Annotated in this window: 12 protein-coding genes; 8 read left to right on the forward strand and 4 right to left on the reverse strand. The window is 65.3% G+C overall.

Annotated elements, in window-relative coordinates; all coding sequences use genetic code 11:
• Window positions 1-185 precede the first annotated feature (185 nt).
• Genes BLT40_RS17540 through ispA form a run of 5 tightly spaced genes read left to right on the forward strand, consistent with a single transcriptional unit; the run spans window position 186 to window position 4,419 of the window.
• Window positions 186-1,145 carry an acetyl-CoA carboxylase carboxyltransferase subunit alpha gene (locus BLT40_RS17540; RefSeq protein WP_043692721.1) on the forward strand — a complete coding sequence of 320 codons (960 nt, stop codon included), beginning with the start codon at window positions 186-188 and terminating at the stop codon, window positions 1,143-1,145.
• Window positions 1,146-1,197: 52 nt separating this feature from the next.
• On the forward strand, window positions 1,198-1,938 hold the full coding sequence (locus BLT40_RS17545; protein ID WP_079520763.1) for an NYN domain-containing protein: 741 nt from the start codon (window positions 1,198-1,200) through the stop codon (window positions 1,936-1,938).
• Complete coding sequence (gene tilS / locus BLT40_RS17550; protein WP_090355293.1) at window positions 1,935-3,224, forward strand: tRNA lysidine(34) synthetase TilS; 1,290 nt, start codon at window positions 1,935-1,937, stop codon at window positions 3,222-3,224. The genes BLT40_RS17545 and tilS overlap by 4 nt, the downstream gene beginning before the upstream one ends.
• Before the next feature lie 48 nt (window positions 3,225-3,272).
• Complete coding sequence (locus BLT40_RS17555) at window positions 3,273-3,533, forward strand: exodeoxyribonuclease VII small subunit (RefSeq protein ID WP_090355296.1); 261 nt, start codon at window positions 3,273-3,275, stop codon at window positions 3,531-3,533.
• A gap of 1 nt (window position 3,534) precedes the next feature.
• Window positions 3,535-4,419, forward strand: coding sequence for a (2E,6E)-farnesyl diphosphate synthase (gene ispA, locus BLT40_RS17560; RefSeq protein WP_090355337.1), 885 nt, complete (start codon window positions 3,535-3,537; stop codon window positions 4,417-4,419).
• A gap of 103 nt (window positions 4,420-4,522) precedes the next feature.
• Here ispA and BLT40_RS17565 read toward each other — a convergent pair whose 3' ends face one another.
• Entirely contained in the window at window positions 4,523-4,954 is a 432-nt protein-coding gene (locus BLT40_RS17565; RefSeq protein WP_090355299.1) for a DUF4870 domain-containing protein, read from the reverse strand.
• A gap of 105 nt (window positions 4,955-5,059) precedes the next feature.
• On the reverse strand, window positions 5,060-6,409 hold the full coding sequence (gene pmbA / locus BLT40_RS17570; RefSeq protein WP_036115253.1) for a metalloprotease PmbA: 1,350 nt from the start codon (window positions 6,407-6,409) through the stop codon (window positions 5,060-5,062).
• Window positions 6,410-6,532: 123 nt separating this feature from the next.
• On the opposite strand from pmbA, the gene BLT40_RS17575 reads away from it, so the two are divergent.
• Window positions 6,533-6,781, forward strand: coding sequence for a DUF1653 domain-containing protein (locus tag BLT40_RS17575; RefSeq protein WP_036115254.1), 249 nt, complete (start codon window positions 6,533-6,535; stop codon window positions 6,779-6,781).
• Window positions 6,778-7,332, forward strand: a complete 555-nt coding sequence (yjgA, locus tag BLT40_RS17580) for a ribosome biogenesis factor YjgA (RefSeq protein WP_036115257.1) — start codon at window positions 6,778-6,780, stop codon at window positions 7,330-7,332. Before BLT40_RS17575 ends, yjgA begins: the two co-directional genes overlap by 4 nt.
• A 511-nt stretch (window positions 7,333-7,843) precedes the next feature.
• On the opposite strand, the gene BLT40_RS17585 is transcribed toward yjgA, so the two are convergent.
• The gene (locus BLT40_RS17585; RefSeq protein WP_176809211.1) at window positions 7,844-14,977 is read right to left on the reverse strand and encodes a beta-1,3-glucanase family protein; all 7,134 of its coding nucleotides are present in this window, start codon (window positions 14,975-14,977) and stop codon (window positions 7,844-7,846) included.
• A gap of 393 nt (window positions 14,978-15,370) precedes the next feature.
• Complete coding sequence (gene tldD, locus BLT40_RS17590) at window positions 15,371-16,813, reverse strand: metalloprotease TldD (RefSeq protein WP_176167742.1); 1,443 nt, start codon at window positions 16,811-16,813, stop codon at window positions 15,371-15,373.
• Window positions 16,814-16,967: 154 nt separating this feature from the next.
• Here tldD and BLT40_RS17595 point away from each other — a divergent pair, with 154 nt between their 5' ends.
• Window positions 16,968-18,164: a sterol desaturase family protein gene (locus BLT40_RS17595; protein WP_090355305.1), complete on the forward strand. Its 1,197-nt coding sequence runs from the start codon at window positions 16,968-16,970 to the stop codon at window positions 18,162-18,164.
• Window positions 18,165-18,296 lie beyond the last annotated feature (132 nt).

Here is an 18,296-nt window from a genome sequence, read left to right on the forward strand (position 1 = left end):
AGCCGTGCCCGCCGACGCATTCAATCAAAGATCACACGCCCGGGGGGGGCCGTCTGACGCGTGCGCCCGTTGTACCTACATGAATTTCGGGCAATTCTTACGTCCGGGGCCGACCGTACCCTCGCGCACACGTCCCAGGGCGCCACTGGGTATAATCAGCGGTCTTGTCCGGATGCTTCGTATTCATGAATCCCAACTTCCTCGATTTCGAACAACCCATTGCCGAGCTGGAAGCGAAGATCGAAGAGCTTCGTCATGCCAGCAGTGGGCAGGCTTTCAACATCGACGAGGAAGTGGGCCGTCTGCGTGAAAAGCTGAAGATCAAGACCAACGAGATCTTCCGCAATCTCACCCCGTGGCAGATCAGCCAGGTATCGCGCCATCCGGCACGTCCGTACACCCTCGATTACATCCAGGCGATGTGCGAGGAATTCCACGAGCTCAAGGGCGACCGCATGTTCGCGGACGACCAGGCCATCGTGGGCGGCCTTGCCCGTATCAATGGCCGCTCGGTCATGGTGGTCGGTCACCAGAAGGGCCGCGACACCAAGTCCAAGGTGAAGCGCAACTTCGGCATGCCGCGCCCCGAGGGTTATCGCAAGGCGCTGCGGCTGTTCAAGATGGCGGAGCAGTTCAGGATCCCGGTCTTCACCTTCATCGATACGGCCGGCGCGTGGCCGGGCATCAATGCGGAAGAACGCGGTCAGTCCGAAGCCATCGCCCGCAATCTGCTCGAAATGGCCGAGCTGCGCGTGCCGATCATCTGCACCGTAACCGGCGAAGGCGGCTCCGGCGGCGCGCTGGCCATTGGCGTAGGCGACCGCACGCTGATGCTGCAGTACTCGACGTACTCGGTCATCACGCCCGAAGGTTGCGCGTCCATTCTCTGGAAGAGCGCCGACAAGGCCAAGGATGCCGCCGAGGTCATGGGCCTCACCGCGCCGCGCCTGCTCGAGAACGGCCTGATCGACAAGATCGTCCGCGAGCCCCTGGGCGGTGCGCATCGCAGCCCGCAGTCGATGGCGGTGCGTCTCAAGGCCGTGCTGCTCAACGAGCTGGACGCCCTCGAAGCGCAGCCGGTCGAAGCCCTGCTCGAAAACCGCTACAAGCGCCTGCGCGGCTACGGCGCCTTCACCGAGGGCTGATCGTCCCGGCATTGCGGTTACCATCGGCGCATATCCCCAGCGGACATGCGCCATGGCCGACGCTCTCGTCAAACTCGCCGTCCTGATCGACGCCGACAACGCCCGCCCCGCCATCGTCGATGGCCTGCTCGCCGAAGTGGCGAAGTACGGCACCGCGCACGTGAAGCGCATCTACGGCGACTGGACCGGCCCCAACCTCAACGGATGGAAGGCCGCCCTGCTCGATCATTCGATCCAGCCGATCCAGCAGTTCGCCTATACGTCCGGCAAGAACGCGACGGACTCCGCGATGATCATCGACGCGATGGACCTGCTGTACTCCGAACGCTTCGATGGCTTCTGCATCGTTTCCAGCGACAGTGACTTCACGCGGCTGGCGTCGCGCATTCGCGAGGCGGGGCTCATCGTTTACGGCTTCGGCGAACTGAAGACGCCCAAACCGTTCGTCTCCGCGTGCGACAAGTTCATCTACACCGAGGTGCTGGTGGGCGCCAGCGAAAACGAGGGCGATGAAGCGCCCGCACCGAAGTCCGCCAGCGAACTGCGCGGCGATACCAAGCTTGTCAATCGCCTGCGCAACGCGGTGGAAGCCGCCTCCGATGAAAATGGCTGGGCCGCGCTCGGCGGCATCGGCAGCATCCTCAGCAAGCGCTCACCCGACTTCGATTCACGCAATTACGGCTACGCCAAACTGAGCGGCCTGATCAACGGCATCGGCCTGTTCGACGTGGACGAGCGTCAGTTCGGCAATGCCAAACACCTTTACGTGCGCATGCGAAGCAAGGGCAAATGAGCCGTTCCCTGACCGATCACGTGGCGAGCGCTCTCAGTGACGCGCCCAGGGCTGCGCTCGTCGTCGCGTTCAGTGGCGGGCCGGACTCGAGCGCCCTCCTGCACGCCCTGGCGACCCATTCGCCACGCCCGCCGTTGCGTGCGCTGCACGTGGATCACGGGTTGCATGCCGAAAGCGGCGCGTGGGCTTCGCACTGCCGACGATTCTGCGACGGTCTGGAAATACCTCTCGAGGTATCCCGTGTCTCCGTGGATCTCAGTCGCGGCGAAGGGGTCGAATCCGCCGCGCGACGTGCGCGGCACGCCGCCTTCGCTGCATCGCTGCGTCCCGGCGAGCGCATGGTGCTGGCACATCATCGGGACGACCAGGTCGAGACCGTGCTGCTGAAACTCCTGCGTGGCGCGGGGCCCGACGGCCTGGGCGGCATGCGTCCGCTGCGTCCGTCAGGCGCGGGGATGCTCTGGCGGCCACTCCTCGACCTGCCGCGCGACGCGCTGCTCGAGCATGTCGCCACGCATGCCCTGTCGACGATTCACGACCCGTCCAACGACGACCCGTCGATCGCCCGTGGCTACCTGCGCGGCAGCGTGCTTCCCGTGCTTCTCGAGCGTTGGCCTCAGGCTGGCACCAGCATCGCGCACAGCGCGCGGCTATGCATGGAAGCGGCCGACAGCCTGCGCGATGCGTGGATGGATGCACTGGAAACCGTGCGCCGCCCCGAGGGAACGCTGGACGCCGAAGGCTGGCTCGCGCTTCAGCCGGCGTGGCGGACGCCACTGCTCGAGCACTGGCTGCACACGCAGGGCCTGTCCGCCCCCACGACCGGACAGCGACTGCAACTGGAACGTCAGGCCCGCGAAGGTGGCGCCGAAAAGCTTCCGCTGGTCGGCTGGCTGGATACCGAGGTGCGTGTCTGGCGCGGCCGCCTGTGGGCCATGCGGCGACTGCCCTCGTTCGATACCGAATGGTCGGCCATATGGTCGGGTGAGCCGCTGGCGCTGCCCGGTGGGGGCACGCTCACCCTGGGGTCCGCGCGACTACGGGAGCCGCTCCAGGTGCGCTATCGCTCCGGCGGCGAAACCTTGCGTCCCGAGGGGGACCGGCACACCCGCGAACTGCGTGACCTGTTCCAGCAGGGCGCGGTGCCGCCGTGGCGCCGTCCGCGCATGCCGCTGCTGTGGTCCGGCAAGGAGCTGGTCGCCGTCGGATCCCGCTGGATGAGCGAACGCGGCCGACGGCTGTTCCAGGAAGCGGGTGGCGTCCTCACGTGGGATGAGGACGCCTGATTCGCCGCGCGATTGATCAAAAAGCCTATGTGAGCTAGTTTTGCGGCCATGCCGAAGTCGTCCGCCCCTGCCGCCGCCACTCCCTCGATCGCCGAGTTCGAGCATTCGCTCGACGAACTCGAGCAACTCGTCACACGGATGGAAGGCGGCGAACTCAGTCTCGACGAGTCCCTCAAGTCCTTCGAACGCGGCATCGGCCTCTATCGCCACTGCCAGACGGCGCTGGAGCAGGCCGAACTGCGCGTGCGACTCCTGCTCGATCCCGAAGCCCCCGAAACCGCCGAAGCCTTTGACTCCCGCACCGACTGACCTGCCCGCGCCGCTCAAGGCGCTGGTCGGCCGTGCAGACGACGCGCTCGCGCGCGCGCTGCCCGCCGAAGATCTCGCCCCCACCGAACTCCATCGCGCCATGCGCTACGCGGTGCTGGGCGGTGGCAAGCGTCTGCGCCCCCTTCTCGTCTACGCGGCGGGCCATGCCCTCGGTCGCGACGGCGGGATCCTCGACGCGCCCGCGAGTGCCGTGGAAATCATCCACGCGTATTCGCTCGTGCACGACGACCTGCCGGCCATGGACGACGACGACCTGCGCCGCGGCCGCCCGACCTGCCACATCGTCTTTGGCGAGGCCATGGCGATCCTCGCCGGGGATGCGCTGCAGGCGCTGGCGTTCGAGATTCTGGCCACGCCGTTCGGTTCCGAGGACGACGCCATGTCACGGATCGCCATGCTGCGCACCCTCGGCGCGGCCTGCGGTGCCGAAGGTATGGCCGGCGGCCAGGCCTTCGATCTTTCGGCGGTGGGTACCCGGCTGTCGCTCGATGAGCTCGAGCGCATGCACGCCTACAAGACCGGCGCCCTGATCCGCGCCTCGGTTCGCCTCGGCGCTCTCGCGGCCGGGTGCCGGGATGACGCCTTGCTGCAACGACTGGACCGTTACGGCCATGCCGTCGGACTGGCGTTTCAGGTCCGCGACGACATCCTCGATATCGAGGGCGAATCCGCCGTCATCGGCAAGACCGCCGGCAAGGACGCGGCAGCCGACAAGCCGACGTTCCCGTCGATCATCGGCCTCGACGCCTCGAAGGCGCACCTGACCGCCCTGGTCGACGATGCCCTCGACGCCATCGCCCCGCTCGGTCCTCGTGCCGAATGGCTGGCGGACCTCGCCCGCTATTCCGCCAATCGCGGCCACTAACCGCCCACGGCGCGAGGCAACGCGACGGTGAGGCCCAGCCCTGCCGCCGAACGAAAAAAACCCGCCTGAGCGGGTTTTTTTCTTTCCGTCACAACGGTTCGAATCAGCTCACCAGCCGCAAGGCGAACGGATACCGATACGTTCCCGTCTGACTCACCTTTATCGCGGCGAGGATGCAGAAGACGATGTTGACGATCCACAGAACCAGATGCAGGAAGGCACCGATGAGGATCACCGTGAGGATCCAGCAGATCACGTAACCGATAAGCACGGTCAGCTGAAAGTTCAGCGCTTCCTTGGCCTCGGCCACCAGGTAGCCCTTATCCGCCTTGTCCTTGTTGATCAGCCAGACGACGAGCGGCACGATGATGCTGAGGATCAGCCCGGACAGATGCGTGAGCATCGCCAGGTTCTTGTCGTCGTTGGTGTGCGCGGAGGCGGGCGGCACCGGTTCGTACGGCGGGGCGCCATACGGGGGCGGCGGCGGTGTAGGCGGCGGCGGTGTCGGCGGGATGTGGTCGGACGGCGTACTCATGGCGCTGCTCCGTAAGATGTCGCGCCCACTGTCGGAGAGCGCCGTGAGCCTGTCAAGCAGACTTCCGGCAGGGTCGGGCCGTACGTCACGACGGCCCGGACCCGGTCATTCGCCGGCGATGGTCATCTTCTCGATGAGCCAGGACCCGGTCAGCACGTGCGAGCGCCGGTCCACGTCGGCACCGACCGCCGCCAGGCCGGCGTACATGTCGCGCAGATTCGCCGCGATGGTGATCTCTTCGACCGGGTAGGCGATTTCGCCGTTTTCTACCCAGAAACCCGATGCACCGCGGGAATAATCACCCGTCACGATCGACACACCCTGCCCCATCACCTCGGTGACGAGCAGGCCGGTACCGAGCTGGCGCAGCATGCCGGCGAGGTCGTCGTCACCCGTCTTCACGACCAGGTTGTGCACGCCACCGGCGTTGCCGGTGGACTGCAGACCCAGCTTGCGTGCCGAATAGCTGCCGAGGATGTAACGCTGCAACACGCCATCCACGACCAGCGGCGACTCGACCGTGGCGACGCCTTCGGCATCGAAAACGGACGAGCCCAGACCGCGAGGAATGAGCGGTTTCTCATCGAGCCGGAACCACGACGGCAGGATCTGCTTACCCGCGTGGTCGACGAGAAAGCTCGACCGGCGGTACAGCGATCCGCCGCTGATCGCGCCGAGCAGGTGTCCGAGCAGGCCGCGGGCGACTTCCGGTGCGAACAGCACCGGCGACTGGCGTGTACCGAGGCGACGCGCATTCAGGCGCGAGAGCGTGCGCTCGGCGGCCTTGCGACCGATCTCGGCGGGGTCCATGAAGTCCTGCGCGCGGCGGCCACTGTCGTACCAGTAGTCGCGCTGCATGGCGTCGTCCTCGCCCGCAATAAGCGCGACGGACAGCGAATGGCGCGTGCCTCGCTCGCGGCCGAGGAAGCCATGCGAGTTAGCGTAGACCGACAGGCTCCGGCCCGTGTTGACACTGGAACCGTCGGAGTTGGTGATGCCCGCCACCTCGCGACCGCCGTCCTCAATGGCCTGGCCCAGCGCGATGGCCTGGTCCACGTCGAGGTCCCATGGGTGCCAGAGGTCCAGGTCGGGGAAGCTCGTGGCCATACGGTCGGCGTCGGCCAGACCGGCCGCCGGGTCTTCCTCGGTGAACCGGGCGATGGCGCAGGCCTGCTCGATCGTGGCCTGGATCGAGTCCGGATTGAGGTCCGCCGTACTCGCGGAGCCCTTGCGCTGGCCGAAGTACACGGTCAGCGAGAAGCCGCGGTCACGGGTGTGCTCGACGGTCTCGACCTCGCCCAGACGGACGTTGACGCTGAGTCCCGTGTCGATGCTGGCGGAGACCTCCGCCTGGCTGGCGCCGGCCGCGCGGGCCCGGCGGATGGTGTCCTCGGCGAGGGTGGCGAGGCGGTCGAGGTCCTGCTGGCTGCTGTCGGCGGTGGAAACGAGGCTCACTTAGGGCTTCCCGGAGGGCTGGGTTAGAATGACGGGCCGCACGCGGCCAACCCACCGGATATGGGGCCGCGTGACCCGATCAAAAGCAACGCAGCGCACCGTCCATGGTGCCATGGAACCGTTATGAGCATCCGTGTCGGCTACTACCGCCACTTCAAGGGCATGCCCTATCGCGTACTGGGCACCGCCCGGCACAGCGAGACGATGGAAGAACTCGTCGTCTATCAGGCCCTCTATGGCGAACACGGCCTCTGGGTACGCCCGGCCAGCATGTTCGCCGAGACCGTCCAGCACGACGGCAACACCGTACCGCGCTTCGCCTTCGAGCGTGACGCCACCGATCCGCTCGCCATTCAGGAGACCCAGGCATGAGGCCGCATGACGACCGTCCGCGCGCGGACGAGGAAGAAGAAGACTTCGGCCCGAGCCGCAGCGAACTGCGCCGCAATGCGCTCGATATGCTGAAGCTCGCCGGCCAGCTGATGGACCTGCCGCCCAGCCGCATCCCCAAGCTGAAGCTGCCCGATGACATCGTCGACGAGATCGGCCGCACCCGGAAAATCACGGCGCACATCGCCCGCAAGCGCCAGCTCGCCTACCTGGCCAAGCAGATGCGCCGCCACGGCGACGCCGCCTTCGTCGACGCCCGCGCCGCGCTCGGTGAAGACCGTGATCGCCAGCGTCAGGAAGCCGCGCACATGCATCGCCTGGAGGCCGCACGCGAAAAGCTGCTGACCGGTGGTGACGAGGCGCTCGGCGAGCTGTTCGACAAGTACCCCGATCTCGATCGCCAGCACGTACGATCGATCGTGCGTCAGGCACGCGTCGAGCGCGACGCGAACAAGCCGCTGCATGCGTTCCGCGAGATTTATCGGTTGTTGAAAGAGCTGGAAGCTTCGCAGGCGGACGACGCTGCGGAATGAAGATGAGCCCGGCCGATGCCGGGCTTTTTCTTTGAGGTGTTCTTGTTGGTTTCATGCACGACGAGATGGATCGCGCCCTGACTTCGGGGCAATGCTGAAAAATGCGACTGATTTTAGGACTGGCGCGAACCTGTGTCGCGAGCAGGCTCGCTCCTACAACAGCGGTCGCGGACGCGCAGCTGGGGCGAACCTGTGTCGCGAGCAGGCTCGCTCCTACAACAGCGGTGGCGGGCGGTGGCGGGCGCACGGCCGCGGGTGAGCGAGCGGTTGCTCTTAGCTCGGCATACCTCACCGATCAGAGGTGACGTCGGTTGCCGTTCCTGGAGCGCTTCCGCACGAAGGCGAAGGCCGTAGGAGGACTTAGCGACAGGAATGGCAGCCGGCGGCGCCCTCCCTCAGGGCGAACGCTTCGAAGCGAACCGCGATGGCGAAGCCGAGCCATCCCGAGAAAGACAAACAAAAAAGGGCGACGGATCACTCCGCCGCCCTTTCTCTTTTTCACGTACTCAACTTACCAACCAATCCCCAGATCCAGATGCTCCGGCTGGGTCTCGATCAGCGTCGAGCTCTGATCCGACACATCGTCATATGCAAAGCCATACGCCTTGCCGTTCACCCCATGCAGGTGCCAGAAGCGCGCGTAGTAGTTCGCCGGCGACTGCAGGTAGAACGCGCCGGCGTCCTTCCACTCGCTGTTGTCTTCCATCACGTGACGGTTGAACTCCGCACAGATCTGCGCCTCGAGCTGGCCTTCCACGCCCCACGGATCGTTCGATCGCGCCAGCGTGCCCTTACCTTCGAGCACATCCTGCGTGGTCGGCTTCTGCACGTTGAAGAGCATGCCCTGCGGCTCGTCCGGCTCGTGCGTGTCAGCCCAGTTCGTGTGTCTGAACACCAGCACGCCATCGACCACGGAACCTTCGAACTGCTTGGCACCGATGCTCATCTGCAGCACGTTGGACTGGTAGTACGTCCACGACTGGTCGATGTAATCGTCGAAGTAATGCTCCTGCGGCTTGCCCACATCGAACGCCGCCTTGCCCGGGGCCAGGATCCGGATCGGATCGGCATCGGCGATCTGGAACTCCGCCGGCACCTCCTGGTTGTACTCGGCGAAGATCTGCGCACGTGTCTGCGTGATACCCGAGTTCACGTGACGGGTCTTGTTACCGCCATACACATCGAGCGACAGCGGGATGGAGAACTGATCCACCTGCGTCGTATTGATGAAGATGGCATCGTCGTTCCAGGTGAACTCATACCAGTCGTAGTACACGTCGATGTTCGGGTCCGTCGCGTTGAGCGGGTTGGGACCGGCAAAACCGATGGTGTTATCGGCCGCCTTGAGCACCTTGATGTACATCGGCTCGCCGACCGAGACGAAGATACGCCCCGAACTCAGCTTCGGCAGCTTGAGCAGTTTCGACTGCGCGAGCGTGAAGAAGTAGTTCGGATAGTTCTGTCCGTTCTTGGTCAGGTGACCCGTAGCATCGTTGTCCTCCACGGCGAGCGGCACGGTCGTGCCGTCCGGCTTCACCCACGAGAACACGTTGGTGGTCGGGTCGCGGCCGATGACGGCGACAAATACCTTGTCGTCGGGCCACTTGCCGTTGGTCGCGTTGCGCAGCTGCGTACCGATGAAGCCCGGGTACACGTCGTAGTCGAAGCCCGTCGACGGATCGTTCGTGCCGGTGCCCGGATTGGACGGATCGGTCGGCGTCGTGCCTGCATCCGCACCGTACACCTCGAACTCCCACAGCGAGTAACCGTACTGCGTGGAACGCGTCTGGCCGTGCATACGCACATATCGGGCCGAGACGGCCGGGAAGGTCAGCGTTTCGACCCCACCCGTGCTGCCGGCCTTCGCGTACGCGGTGCTCCATGACTGGCCATCCATCGACACCTCGATCAGATACTTGATGGCATGCGCGTTTTCCCAGTTCAGTACCACCTTGTTCACCGACTTCACCGAGCCGAGGTCGACGCGGATCCATTGGTCGTCCGTGAAGCCCGAGGACCAGCGCGTACCGGCGTCACCGTCGTTGACGTTGGCTGCCTTGAACGCCACGGCGTTCTCGGTATCCGATGCCAGCACCGGTCGATTCAGTGCCAGGTTGCCACTGGCGGGTGCCGGATCCTGCGAGGCGACCGGCTGCTGCACCGTCAGCGTCGCCGCGCTGCTGGTGACGCTGCGGCCCGACGCATCGGTCACGACCACATCGTAGCTACCCGCGTCCGCGGTCGTCGCGGTGAAGCCGAAGGTCGCCGACGTCGCACCGGCCACCGAGGCGGCGTTACGTCGCCACTGATAGCTGACCGCGCTACTCGCCTTGACGCTGACGCCGAAGCTCGCCGCCTGGCCCGCGGTCACGCTCTGCGACTGCGGCTGGGTGATGAACGACGGGGGCGGCGCGGCGGCATACACCTCGAACTCGAACATCGAGACACCGTAACCGGTGATGCGCTTCAGGCTGTTCATGCGCACGTACTGCGCCGTCTGCACCGGGAACGTCTGCGTGTCGACGCCACCCTTGCCCACAACCGGACCCACGATGGTGTTCCACGACTTGCCGTCGCTGGAGACATCGATGGTGTACTGCGCCGACGACGCGTTCTCCCAGCGCATGATCACGTGGTCGAAGCTCTTCACCGACCCCAGGTTGACCACCAGGTCGACCGGATCCACCTGCTGCACCGAACCCCAGCGCGTATCGAAGTCCCCATCGATCGCGGCGGACGGACTCAGGTCCGGACGCTCCGTACCGAGGGACGACGACGCGGACGCACCGGCGGAAGCGAGCGCGATGTTCACGCCCCCCTTGCCGTCACCCGGCTTACCCGGGCTGGCCGGATTGCCACCGCCGTTGTCGTTGCCGCCACCCGGCTGCGTCACCGGACCGGCCCATGCCGGCGGATCGAAGCCGGCCGTCGAATTATCGACGGTCAGCACGACGTTGTTGCTTGCCGTGGTGATGCCCTGCGCGCTGACGACATTGACGCGATACACCGTGCCGTTCTGCGCGGCCGTGAGGGCACGCGTGGCATAGGTACCGTCGGCCGTGCTCGAGACGAACGTGAGCACATCCTGGTCGTTGGCGTCCCTGGTCACCGTGTACCAGTCGTAGCTGAGCGGACCCACGCCCGTCGCCGTCACGGCGAAGTGCGCGGAACGACCGACACCGGCCTTCTGTGCGCCCGGCTGAGCCGTAATCGTCGGCGCGACCACCTTCGCACCCTTGACGCAGAGCACATGGCCCGGATTGTTCTCGGCCACTTCACGACGGATATCGCCCAGCGAACTCACCTGGAAGGCGAACGTCGCGTCGGTCGGGTCCTTGCCATCGGTCCACGTATTCCATGCGCCCGGGAACGCGGCGCTGGAATAATGCTGGCCGCTGATGGCCAGCGCTTCGTCGACGGTCGGCAGACGCATCCCATCCTGCGCACAGGTCTGGATCGCGACGGATTGCGTGAACTGCGCACCCTGGTCGGCGAAGCCACGCTGCACGCGATCCCACTGCAGGCCACTGAGGTTGTCCGTCACCAGCGTCGAGCCCGTCGCGGACGTGTAGCGATCCGTGATGGCGCAGCAACCGGGCGAGTTGTACACCTCGAACTCGTAGAGCGAGTAACCGTAGTCCGTGGCACGCTTGACGCCCTGCATGCGGACATAGCGACCCTTCACCGGGTGGTCGAAGGTGAAGTCCTCGGTGCCACCGTTGCTCGTATCGGTGTGATACGCGTCCTGGAAGCCGCCGTCGGGGCTGTCGGAGTACTGGATCTTGTACTCGCTGGCGTGCGCGTTTTCCCACTTCAGCACGACACGGTTGAACGTCCGTGACGAGCCGAGATCGACCGTGATGTTCGCGTTGTCGTCGCCGACCTTCGAACCCCAGCGGGTGGTCTCGTCACCATCCACCGCCTGCCATGCGGCAGTGCCGTTGACGTTCTCCACCTCCGTGGACGAGGTCGCCTTCTCGCGGGCAAGATTCGCACCCGGCGGTGCCAGTGTGAGCTTCGCCGAGGCGGTCGCGACGACGCCGGTGATGTTGGTCACCGACACGGTATACGTGCCGACATCGCTCTGCTGCACGGAGGGCAACGTGAGTGTGGGCAGATCGTCGCCCACCGCGACGCCACCGACCGACCACTTGTAGTGGAACGGTGAGGTGCCCGCCACGAGCGTGGACGCGTCGAACGTCGCCGGCTGACCCGGGTTGGCACGCACATCGGCCAGCGCACCGGTGAACACCGGCGGACGCGCGGCATTCACCGTGAGGTGAGCGGGCACCGACGACGCATTGCTGCCGAAGTTCCTGATGACGACAGCGTAGTTCACGTTGTTGTCGGCCACGGTCAGGCTCGGCGTGACATAGCTCGGGCCATTCGCACCCGGGATCTCCGCCGCGCCTTTCATCCACTGGTAGCTGAGCGTGGGCGAACCCGACGCGACCACCTGGAAGTGCGCCTGCTGGCCCTCGTCGACGTTCTGCGCGATGGGCTGCGTCGTGATGGTCACCGGGCTGAAGGCGAACACCTTGAGCAGCGCGGGGGCCGACTCCTGATCCGGGCCCTGTCCGTGCACGACCACCGTATAGCTGCTGCCGTCATCCGCACGCGTCGACGCCGGTGTCACATAGCTCGCGCTGGTGGCGCCCGCGATGGCGACGCCGTTCTTCTTCCAGGTGAACGTGAGCGGCGGCGTGCCGGACGCGGTCACGGAGAAGTGGCCCACATCACCTTCCGTCACGTCCTGCCCGATGGGCTGCGCGATGATCGACGGCGGACCCGAAGCATTCGGAGCCGCGGGAACGTCGACGATGTTGAACGTCGCCGTGCCTGCCGTGAGGCCGGCCGCCGTGGCGGTGACCGTGACCTGGCCGGCGGTGAACTTCGAGCGCAGGGCGATCTTCTGCAGGCCACCTTCGAACTGCAGCTCCGGCGAACCCGGTGAGTGATAGCTGTGAATCGGCTCGGGGATGCCGCCATTGTTGTCCGGCACTTCACCGGCGCTGTAATCCACGTACTGCTGCGTACCGCCCTGATAGGTCACGATGGACGCGCCGCCGGTGACTTCGAAGGTCACCTTCTGCGCCGCCGTCGGAACGACGACACCGTTCTTGTCGACCACCTTCGCCACGATGAACGCGGCGTCGGAGCCGTTGGCGGTGACCTGGAAGCGCGAGCCATCGGGCTTGACCACGTTCGGCACGACGTCGAGCTCGATGTGATCGGCGGTGCCTGCCGTGGTCAGCGTATCCTGCACGGACTGACCGTTGGCATCGGTGCGCACGTTGCCCAGTGCGTCGAGACACTGCGCGGTCGCCGTACCCGACTGCCATGTGAGGTTCCAATGCACCTGACCGGGCAGCTTCGTGGTGGCCTGCGCCTTGTCGGCACCGACCATCTTGCCGGTTTCTTCGTCGACCGGGCCGTTCTCGAGCGCGTAAGACGCTTCGTCGATGGTGTCCCAGGTATTGGGTACCTGATCGCTGCCCTGCGGCACGCCGTTCACCAGCAGGCGCACCTTCGGGCAGTTACTGAACGCATTCACCTGGATATTGCCGGGGCGATTCCAGTGATTGGCCAGCTTGACCACCGGCCGCAGTTCGTACGGCACCCACACCGATTCGTAGATGTAGTACAGCATGCGCGGAAAGCGGTTCGCATCGGTCATCGATGCGTTGTTGCCGCGCACGTTGTGGCGGAAGCCCTTGATCGGCTTGCCGTCGGCGTGCGTCGCGATACTGCCGTCCGGGTTGCGCTGGTAGGTCCAGTGCGTCGCGTCCTCGAGACCTTCGACCATCTCGATGACTTCGCCCGGCGTATCCGACATGTACCACTGCGCCATGCCGAACGTGCCGACCTTGCGCGCCTGCGAATACGGCACGAGGTAGTTGAGCGCGAAGGCCAGTTCGTAGTCGTACGAATGACGCAGCGTACCCGGACCCCAGTATTCCGCGCCCCAGGCCGGTTTGTTCGGGAATTCGTTCGAATGCAGGTAGGTTTCGCAACCGGCCTTCGAGCAGCTGAGGATGTCGCCATTGGCGGCATCGGGCGTGCGGTCCGCCGCGGCACGCGGTGCGATGCTGTCCCACGTGCGTGCCAGCGCGCGAAGTTCCACCGCGAACGGTGTCGACATCACGCCATTGTCGTGCTCCCACGCGAGGATCGACGGGTGGCTGCGATCGCGGATCACGATGTCACGATGGACCTCGCGCTTGATCGTCCACATGTCGTTGCACGCCCGGTCGCCGGTCGCGCAGGGCGTGGCGAAGCCGTTCTCGCCGTCGCCGCTGGGCTGCACGATGAATACGCCCAGCGCGTCCGCCGCCTCGACGAATTCGGGACTGGACGGCGAATGACCCGGGCGCCACAGGTTGCCGCCACCGGCGGCCAGCTGCTGCAGATCGCGCCATTGCTGTTCTTCCGGCACGGACGAGCCGAGCGCGGGGTAATCGTAGCGGCCGGAGCCACCCCACATGTATTGCTTCTTGCCGTTGATGTACGGGAAGTCCTTGTCCCAGGTGATCACGCGAATGCCGAGCGTGCTCTGCTTCGCATCGACCACGACGCCGTCGATACTGACGGTATGCAGCACCTTGTACAGGTACGGCTTGCCGTCCAGGCTGTTGTTCGGAAACCACAGGTGCGGGTTGCTCACCTGCAGTGTTTCGTCGAACACGGGCGTCTGGTCGCTGGGTACGTAGTTGGCCGGCAGCGACTTCTGCTGCTGGTCCGACGTCACGACGTTGCCGTCGGCGTCGACGATCTGGGTCGTCAGCGTGACCGTCTTCGCGGCGGCGGTTTCGTTCGCGACGTTGGTCTGCACGCGTACGACGGCCGAGGTGTGGTCGGCACTCAGGCTCTGCGTACCGACGTAGGTACCCCAGGTGTTCTGACCCGCGTAGACATTTTCCGGGATGTGCACGAAGTTGGTGACGTGCAGCTTCACCGGGCGGAACAGGCCCGCTTCGGCCTGGCCGAAACGGAAGGAACCGGAGAAACCCGGGTCCTCGAAGAAACCGCCGCCGCTGCGGCTGACCTTGACGGCCAGCACGTCGCTGCCGTCGAACTTGAGGAACGGCGTCAGGTCGACGATGTGCGGCACGAAGCCGATGACGTGGGTCGCCTGCGCGTCCTTCTGGCCTGGCTGGTTGAGCACGCCGGTGCCGGGAACGAAATGGCCGTTGATGTAGACACGGTCACCCGTGTGCGCACCTTCGAACTCGACCATGACCTTCTTGCCGGCGAACTTCGCCGAGTCGTCGAGCCTGACGCGATACCAGCTGGTCTCGCCGTCCAGGCTGCCCTGGCCACCGCCGGACTCCTGGTTGATGAAGGTGGTGAAGTCGTTGGCCGCGTGCGGGATGCCGACGGTCAGCCACGCGCTGTCGTTGTAGTTGACCAGGGCGCCGTCGTCGCCGTTGGGCAGCGGCGCGTAGGTCACCGGGTCATTCGGGTTGGCGATGGCCTGCTTGGTGTATTTCCAGGGCCGGGCACCGAGATTGATGTCCTGCCGGTCCGAGGGCGCGAGCGTGACGGCTTGCGCCGTCGCGGTCACGCCCAGGAGCGCGATGGCGAGCAAGGCGGACAGCCTCGCCAGCCTCGGCGTACCGCGGGGTGATCTGGGTTGTCGCTTCATGGACGAGAGGTCCCCTGTATGTGCCGCGTGTGAGGTGAGCCGCGTGATCGACAGCACATTTCCCATCGCGCACGAACGCGTGCGCCAGCGCATATCGCGCCGGCGGTCTTCGTTCGTTTCGCGGTAAGTGGAGGTGGACCCGCCTTGCCCCGGGCTTTAGCCATCCATACGCTGTCAGCGCGGATCTTCCGCTTGCTGAATGTCACTCACAATACTAGAGGGTGCTCGAAGCACGACTTTTCGCAGAGTGAGTTCGCATTCCGTGACGGACGTCCGGTTTGCCCTGCAGAGGATTGCTTCGATCAAGACCGGAACGCACGTTGCATGCGTTCCTTGGTGACATACCTCTTCCGAGGTATGTCACGAAAACGTTCCACGTCAACGTATTGGCGGTCAGGCCGCGGTGCCGCCGACGGTCATGCCATCGACACGCAACGTCGGCTGGCCCACACCGACGGGCACGCTCTGCCCGTCCTTGCCGCACACGCCCACGCCTTCGTCGAGCGCGAGGTCGTTGCCGATCATCGAGACGCGCGTGAGCACCTCGGGGCCGGATCCCACCAGCGTGGCACCCTTGACCGGACGCGTGACCTTGCCGTCTTCGATGAGATAGGCCTCGCTCGCCGAGAAGACGAACTTGCCGTTGGTGATGTCGACCTGACCGCCGCCGAAGTTCACGGCGTAGAGGCCACGCTTGACCGACCGGATGATCTCCTCCGGCTCACGGTTACCGGCGAGCATGTAGGTGTTGGTCATGCGCGGCATCGGCAGCTGCGCGAAGGACTCGCGACGACCGTTACCGGTGGACCTGACGCCCATCAGCCGCGCGTTGAGCTTGTCCTGCATGTAACCCTTGAGGATGCCGTTCTCGATCAGCGTGGTGCATTCGGTCGGCGTGCCTTCGTCGTCGATGCTCAGCGAGCCACGGCGACCCGGCAGCGTGCCGTCGTCGACGATGGTCACCCCGTCGGCCGCGACACGCTGGCCGATGCGACCGGTGAAGGCGGAACTGCCCTTGCGGTTGAAGTCACCTTCGAGACCATGGCCGATGGCCTCGTGCAGCAGCACGCCCGGCCAGCCCGGGCCGAGCACGACGGTCATGTTGCCGGCCGGCGCATCCACCGCTTCGAGATTGACCAGCGCCTGGCGCACCGCTTCCTCGGCGAAGGCGTGGGCGCGACCGTTCTCGATCAGTTCGCCATAGCCGTAACGACCGCCGCCACCGGAATGACCCTGCTCGCGGCGGCCGTTCTGCTCGGCGATGACCTGGACGTTGAGACGCACGAGCGGACGTACGTCGGCGGCCAGCGTGCCGTCCGAGCCGGCGATGAGGATCGTGTCGAGCGTGGCCGCCAGGCTGACGATGACCTGCCTGACGCGCGGATCGCGCGAACGCGCATAGGCATCCACCTCGCGCAGGAGCGCGATCTTGGCTTCGTTGGGCAGGCTCTCGACCGGGTCGATGGCCGGATACAGCCCGCGCCCTGTCGCGATGGCGAGCGGTTTGCCGGCACCCGCTCCGCCCTGCGCGATCGCGCGCGCGGCACGGGAGGCTTCGAGCAGCTGCGGAAGCACGATTTCGTCCGAATAGGAGAAACCGGTCTTCTCACCGGAGATGGCGCGCACGCCCACACCCTGCTCGATCGAGTGGCTGCCATCCTTGACGATGCCTTCCTCCAGCACCCACGACTCGCTGCGGGAGTGCTGGAAATACAGATCCGCCGCGTCGATCGACGGCCCCATCAGCTGGGAAAATACGCGATCGAGGTCGGTGGAAGCCAGGCCGCCGGGGGTGAGCAGGCGCCGTTCGGCAAGGGAAATCAGGGAATCCATCAGGTTCGCCGGTAGAGATGGGGTACCCCACAGGTGGGGTCGGATGGGGTCAGCTTAAACCCTGGTCCCTCCTGCGTCACCGGCGGCGGACGGCCCAGGCAGCCCCCAGGCCGGCCGGGTGCTAGGATTCGTCCAAACTCACCGGAACGGAGCCTCCATGAGCAGGGGAAAGAAGCGGGCCATCGCCCGTCGTGTCGCGACGGCGCCTGTCCGTCGTGCGGAAGCGGTCGTCGACGAAACACGCGACCTGCTGAACAAAAGCGGTCACCTCGACCCCCGCAAGGCCATGGTCAGCACGGCGATTGCGCTGTCGCTCGGCTTCCTCTGCCTGTTGGCCGTCATTGCCTTTCATTTCCCCCAGTACCTGACCACGCCCGATCTGCGGCACAAGTATTCGGTGGATGTCCTGCGTCAGGCACTGCTGGGTGCGCTGCTGATCGCCGGCGGCCTGTCGCTGGCGAACGTCATCCTCGGCCGCCGCCGCAACCTCAATATCGCCGCGTTCGCCATGGTACTCGCCGCCGTCGCGCTCGGCGGGTCGCGCGTGCCGGTAGGCGCATTCCCCGACCACACGCCCTACATCGGCCTCGACTGGTTCATCCTCGACCTGCTCGGCTCGACAGTGTTGTTCGTCGTGATCGAAAAACTGTTTCCGCTTTACCGTGGTCAGTCGGTGTTTCGCTTCGAGTGGCAGACCGACATGAAGCACTTCGCCGTGAATCACTTTGCGGTGGGCCTCGCGCTGCTCGTGGTGAACTTCCTGATCCACCACGCGTTCACCTGGCTGGTGAACAGCGACTTCCAGCGCATGGTCGCGAGCATCCATTTCGTGCCCCAGCTGTTGTTGTGCATTCTCGTCGCCGACCTGGCGCAGTATGCAACGCACCGCGCGTATCACGAGGTGCCTTTCCTCTGGCGCTTCCATTCCGTACACCACAGTGTGAAGACGATGGACTGGCTGGCCGGTTCACGCCAGCACATGCTGGAACTGCTGTTCACCCGCGTCTGCGTGCTGGCTCCGCTTTACGTGCTGGGTTTCAGCGAAGCGGTGACCAACGCGTACATTCTGGTGGTCGGCTTCCAGGCGGTGTTCAACCACGCCAACGTGCATCTGCCGTGGGGTCCGTTGAAGTACGTCCTCGTGACACCTGATTTCCATCACTGGCATCACGCGTCGGACGACGAAGCGATCGACAAGAACTATGCGGCGCATTACGCCTTCATCGACTATGCGTTCGGTACCGCCGTGAAGTCGACGAAGCAGTTTCCGGAGAAATACGGCGTGGTGGGTGACTACATGCCGGATGGGTTCGTGAAGCAGCAGCTGTTTCCGTTCAGCAAAACGAAGACCTGAAGCGCGTCCGGATCCGGCATGCGTTTCGCGCGCAGGGCTGTAGTGGCCGGGTATTTGAGGACCACGCATAGGAGCGTTAAGCCGCCATCCTCTCAAACTCGGCCGGCGGGCGGTAGTCGAGCGCGGAGTGCA

Origin of the sequence: Dyella sp. 333MFSha, assembly GCF_900102405.1 — a bacterium.
Taxonomy (GTDB): domain Bacteria; phylum Pseudomonadota; class Gammaproteobacteria; order Xanthomonadales; family Rhodanobacteraceae; genus Luteibacter; species Luteibacter mycovicinus.

Bases quoted from the DNA above. Each gene is read 5' to 3' on its own strand.
- BLT40_RS17540 (WP_043692721.1), top strand. From the start codon at position 186: ATGAATCCCAACTTCCTCGATTTCGAACAACCCATTGCCGAGCTGGAA.
- BLT40_RS17545 (WP_079520763.1), top strand. From the start codon at position 1,198: ATGGCCGACGCTCTCGTCAAACTCGCCGTCCTGATCGACGCCGACAAC.
- tilS (WP_090355293.1), top strand. From the start codon at position 1,935: ATGAGCCGTTCCCTGACCGATCACGTGGCGAGCGCTCTCAGTGACGCG.
- BLT40_RS17555 (WP_090355296.1), top strand. From the start codon at position 3,273: ATGCCGAAGTCGTCCGCCCCTGCCGCCGCCACTCCCTCGATCGCCGAG.
- BLT40_RS17565 (WP_090355299.1), bottom strand. From the start codon at position 4,954: ATGAGTACGCCGTCCGACCACATCCCGCCGACACCGCCGCCGCCTACA.
- BLT40_RS17575 (WP_036115254.1), top strand. From the start codon at position 6,533: ATGAGCATCCGTGTCGGCTACTACCGCCACTTCAAGGGCATGCCCTAT.
- yjgA (WP_036115257.1), top strand. From the start codon at position 6,778: ATGAGGCCGCATGACGACCGTCCGCGCGCGGACGAGGAAGAAGAAGAC.
- BLT40_RS17585 (WP_176809211.1), bottom strand. From the start codon at position 14,977: ATGAAGCGACAACCCAGATCACCCCGCGGTACGCCGAGGCTGGCGAGG.
- BLT40_RS17595 (WP_090355305.1), top strand. From the start codon at position 16,968: ATGAGCAGGGGAAAGAAGCGGGCCATCGCCCGTCGTGTCGCGACGGCG.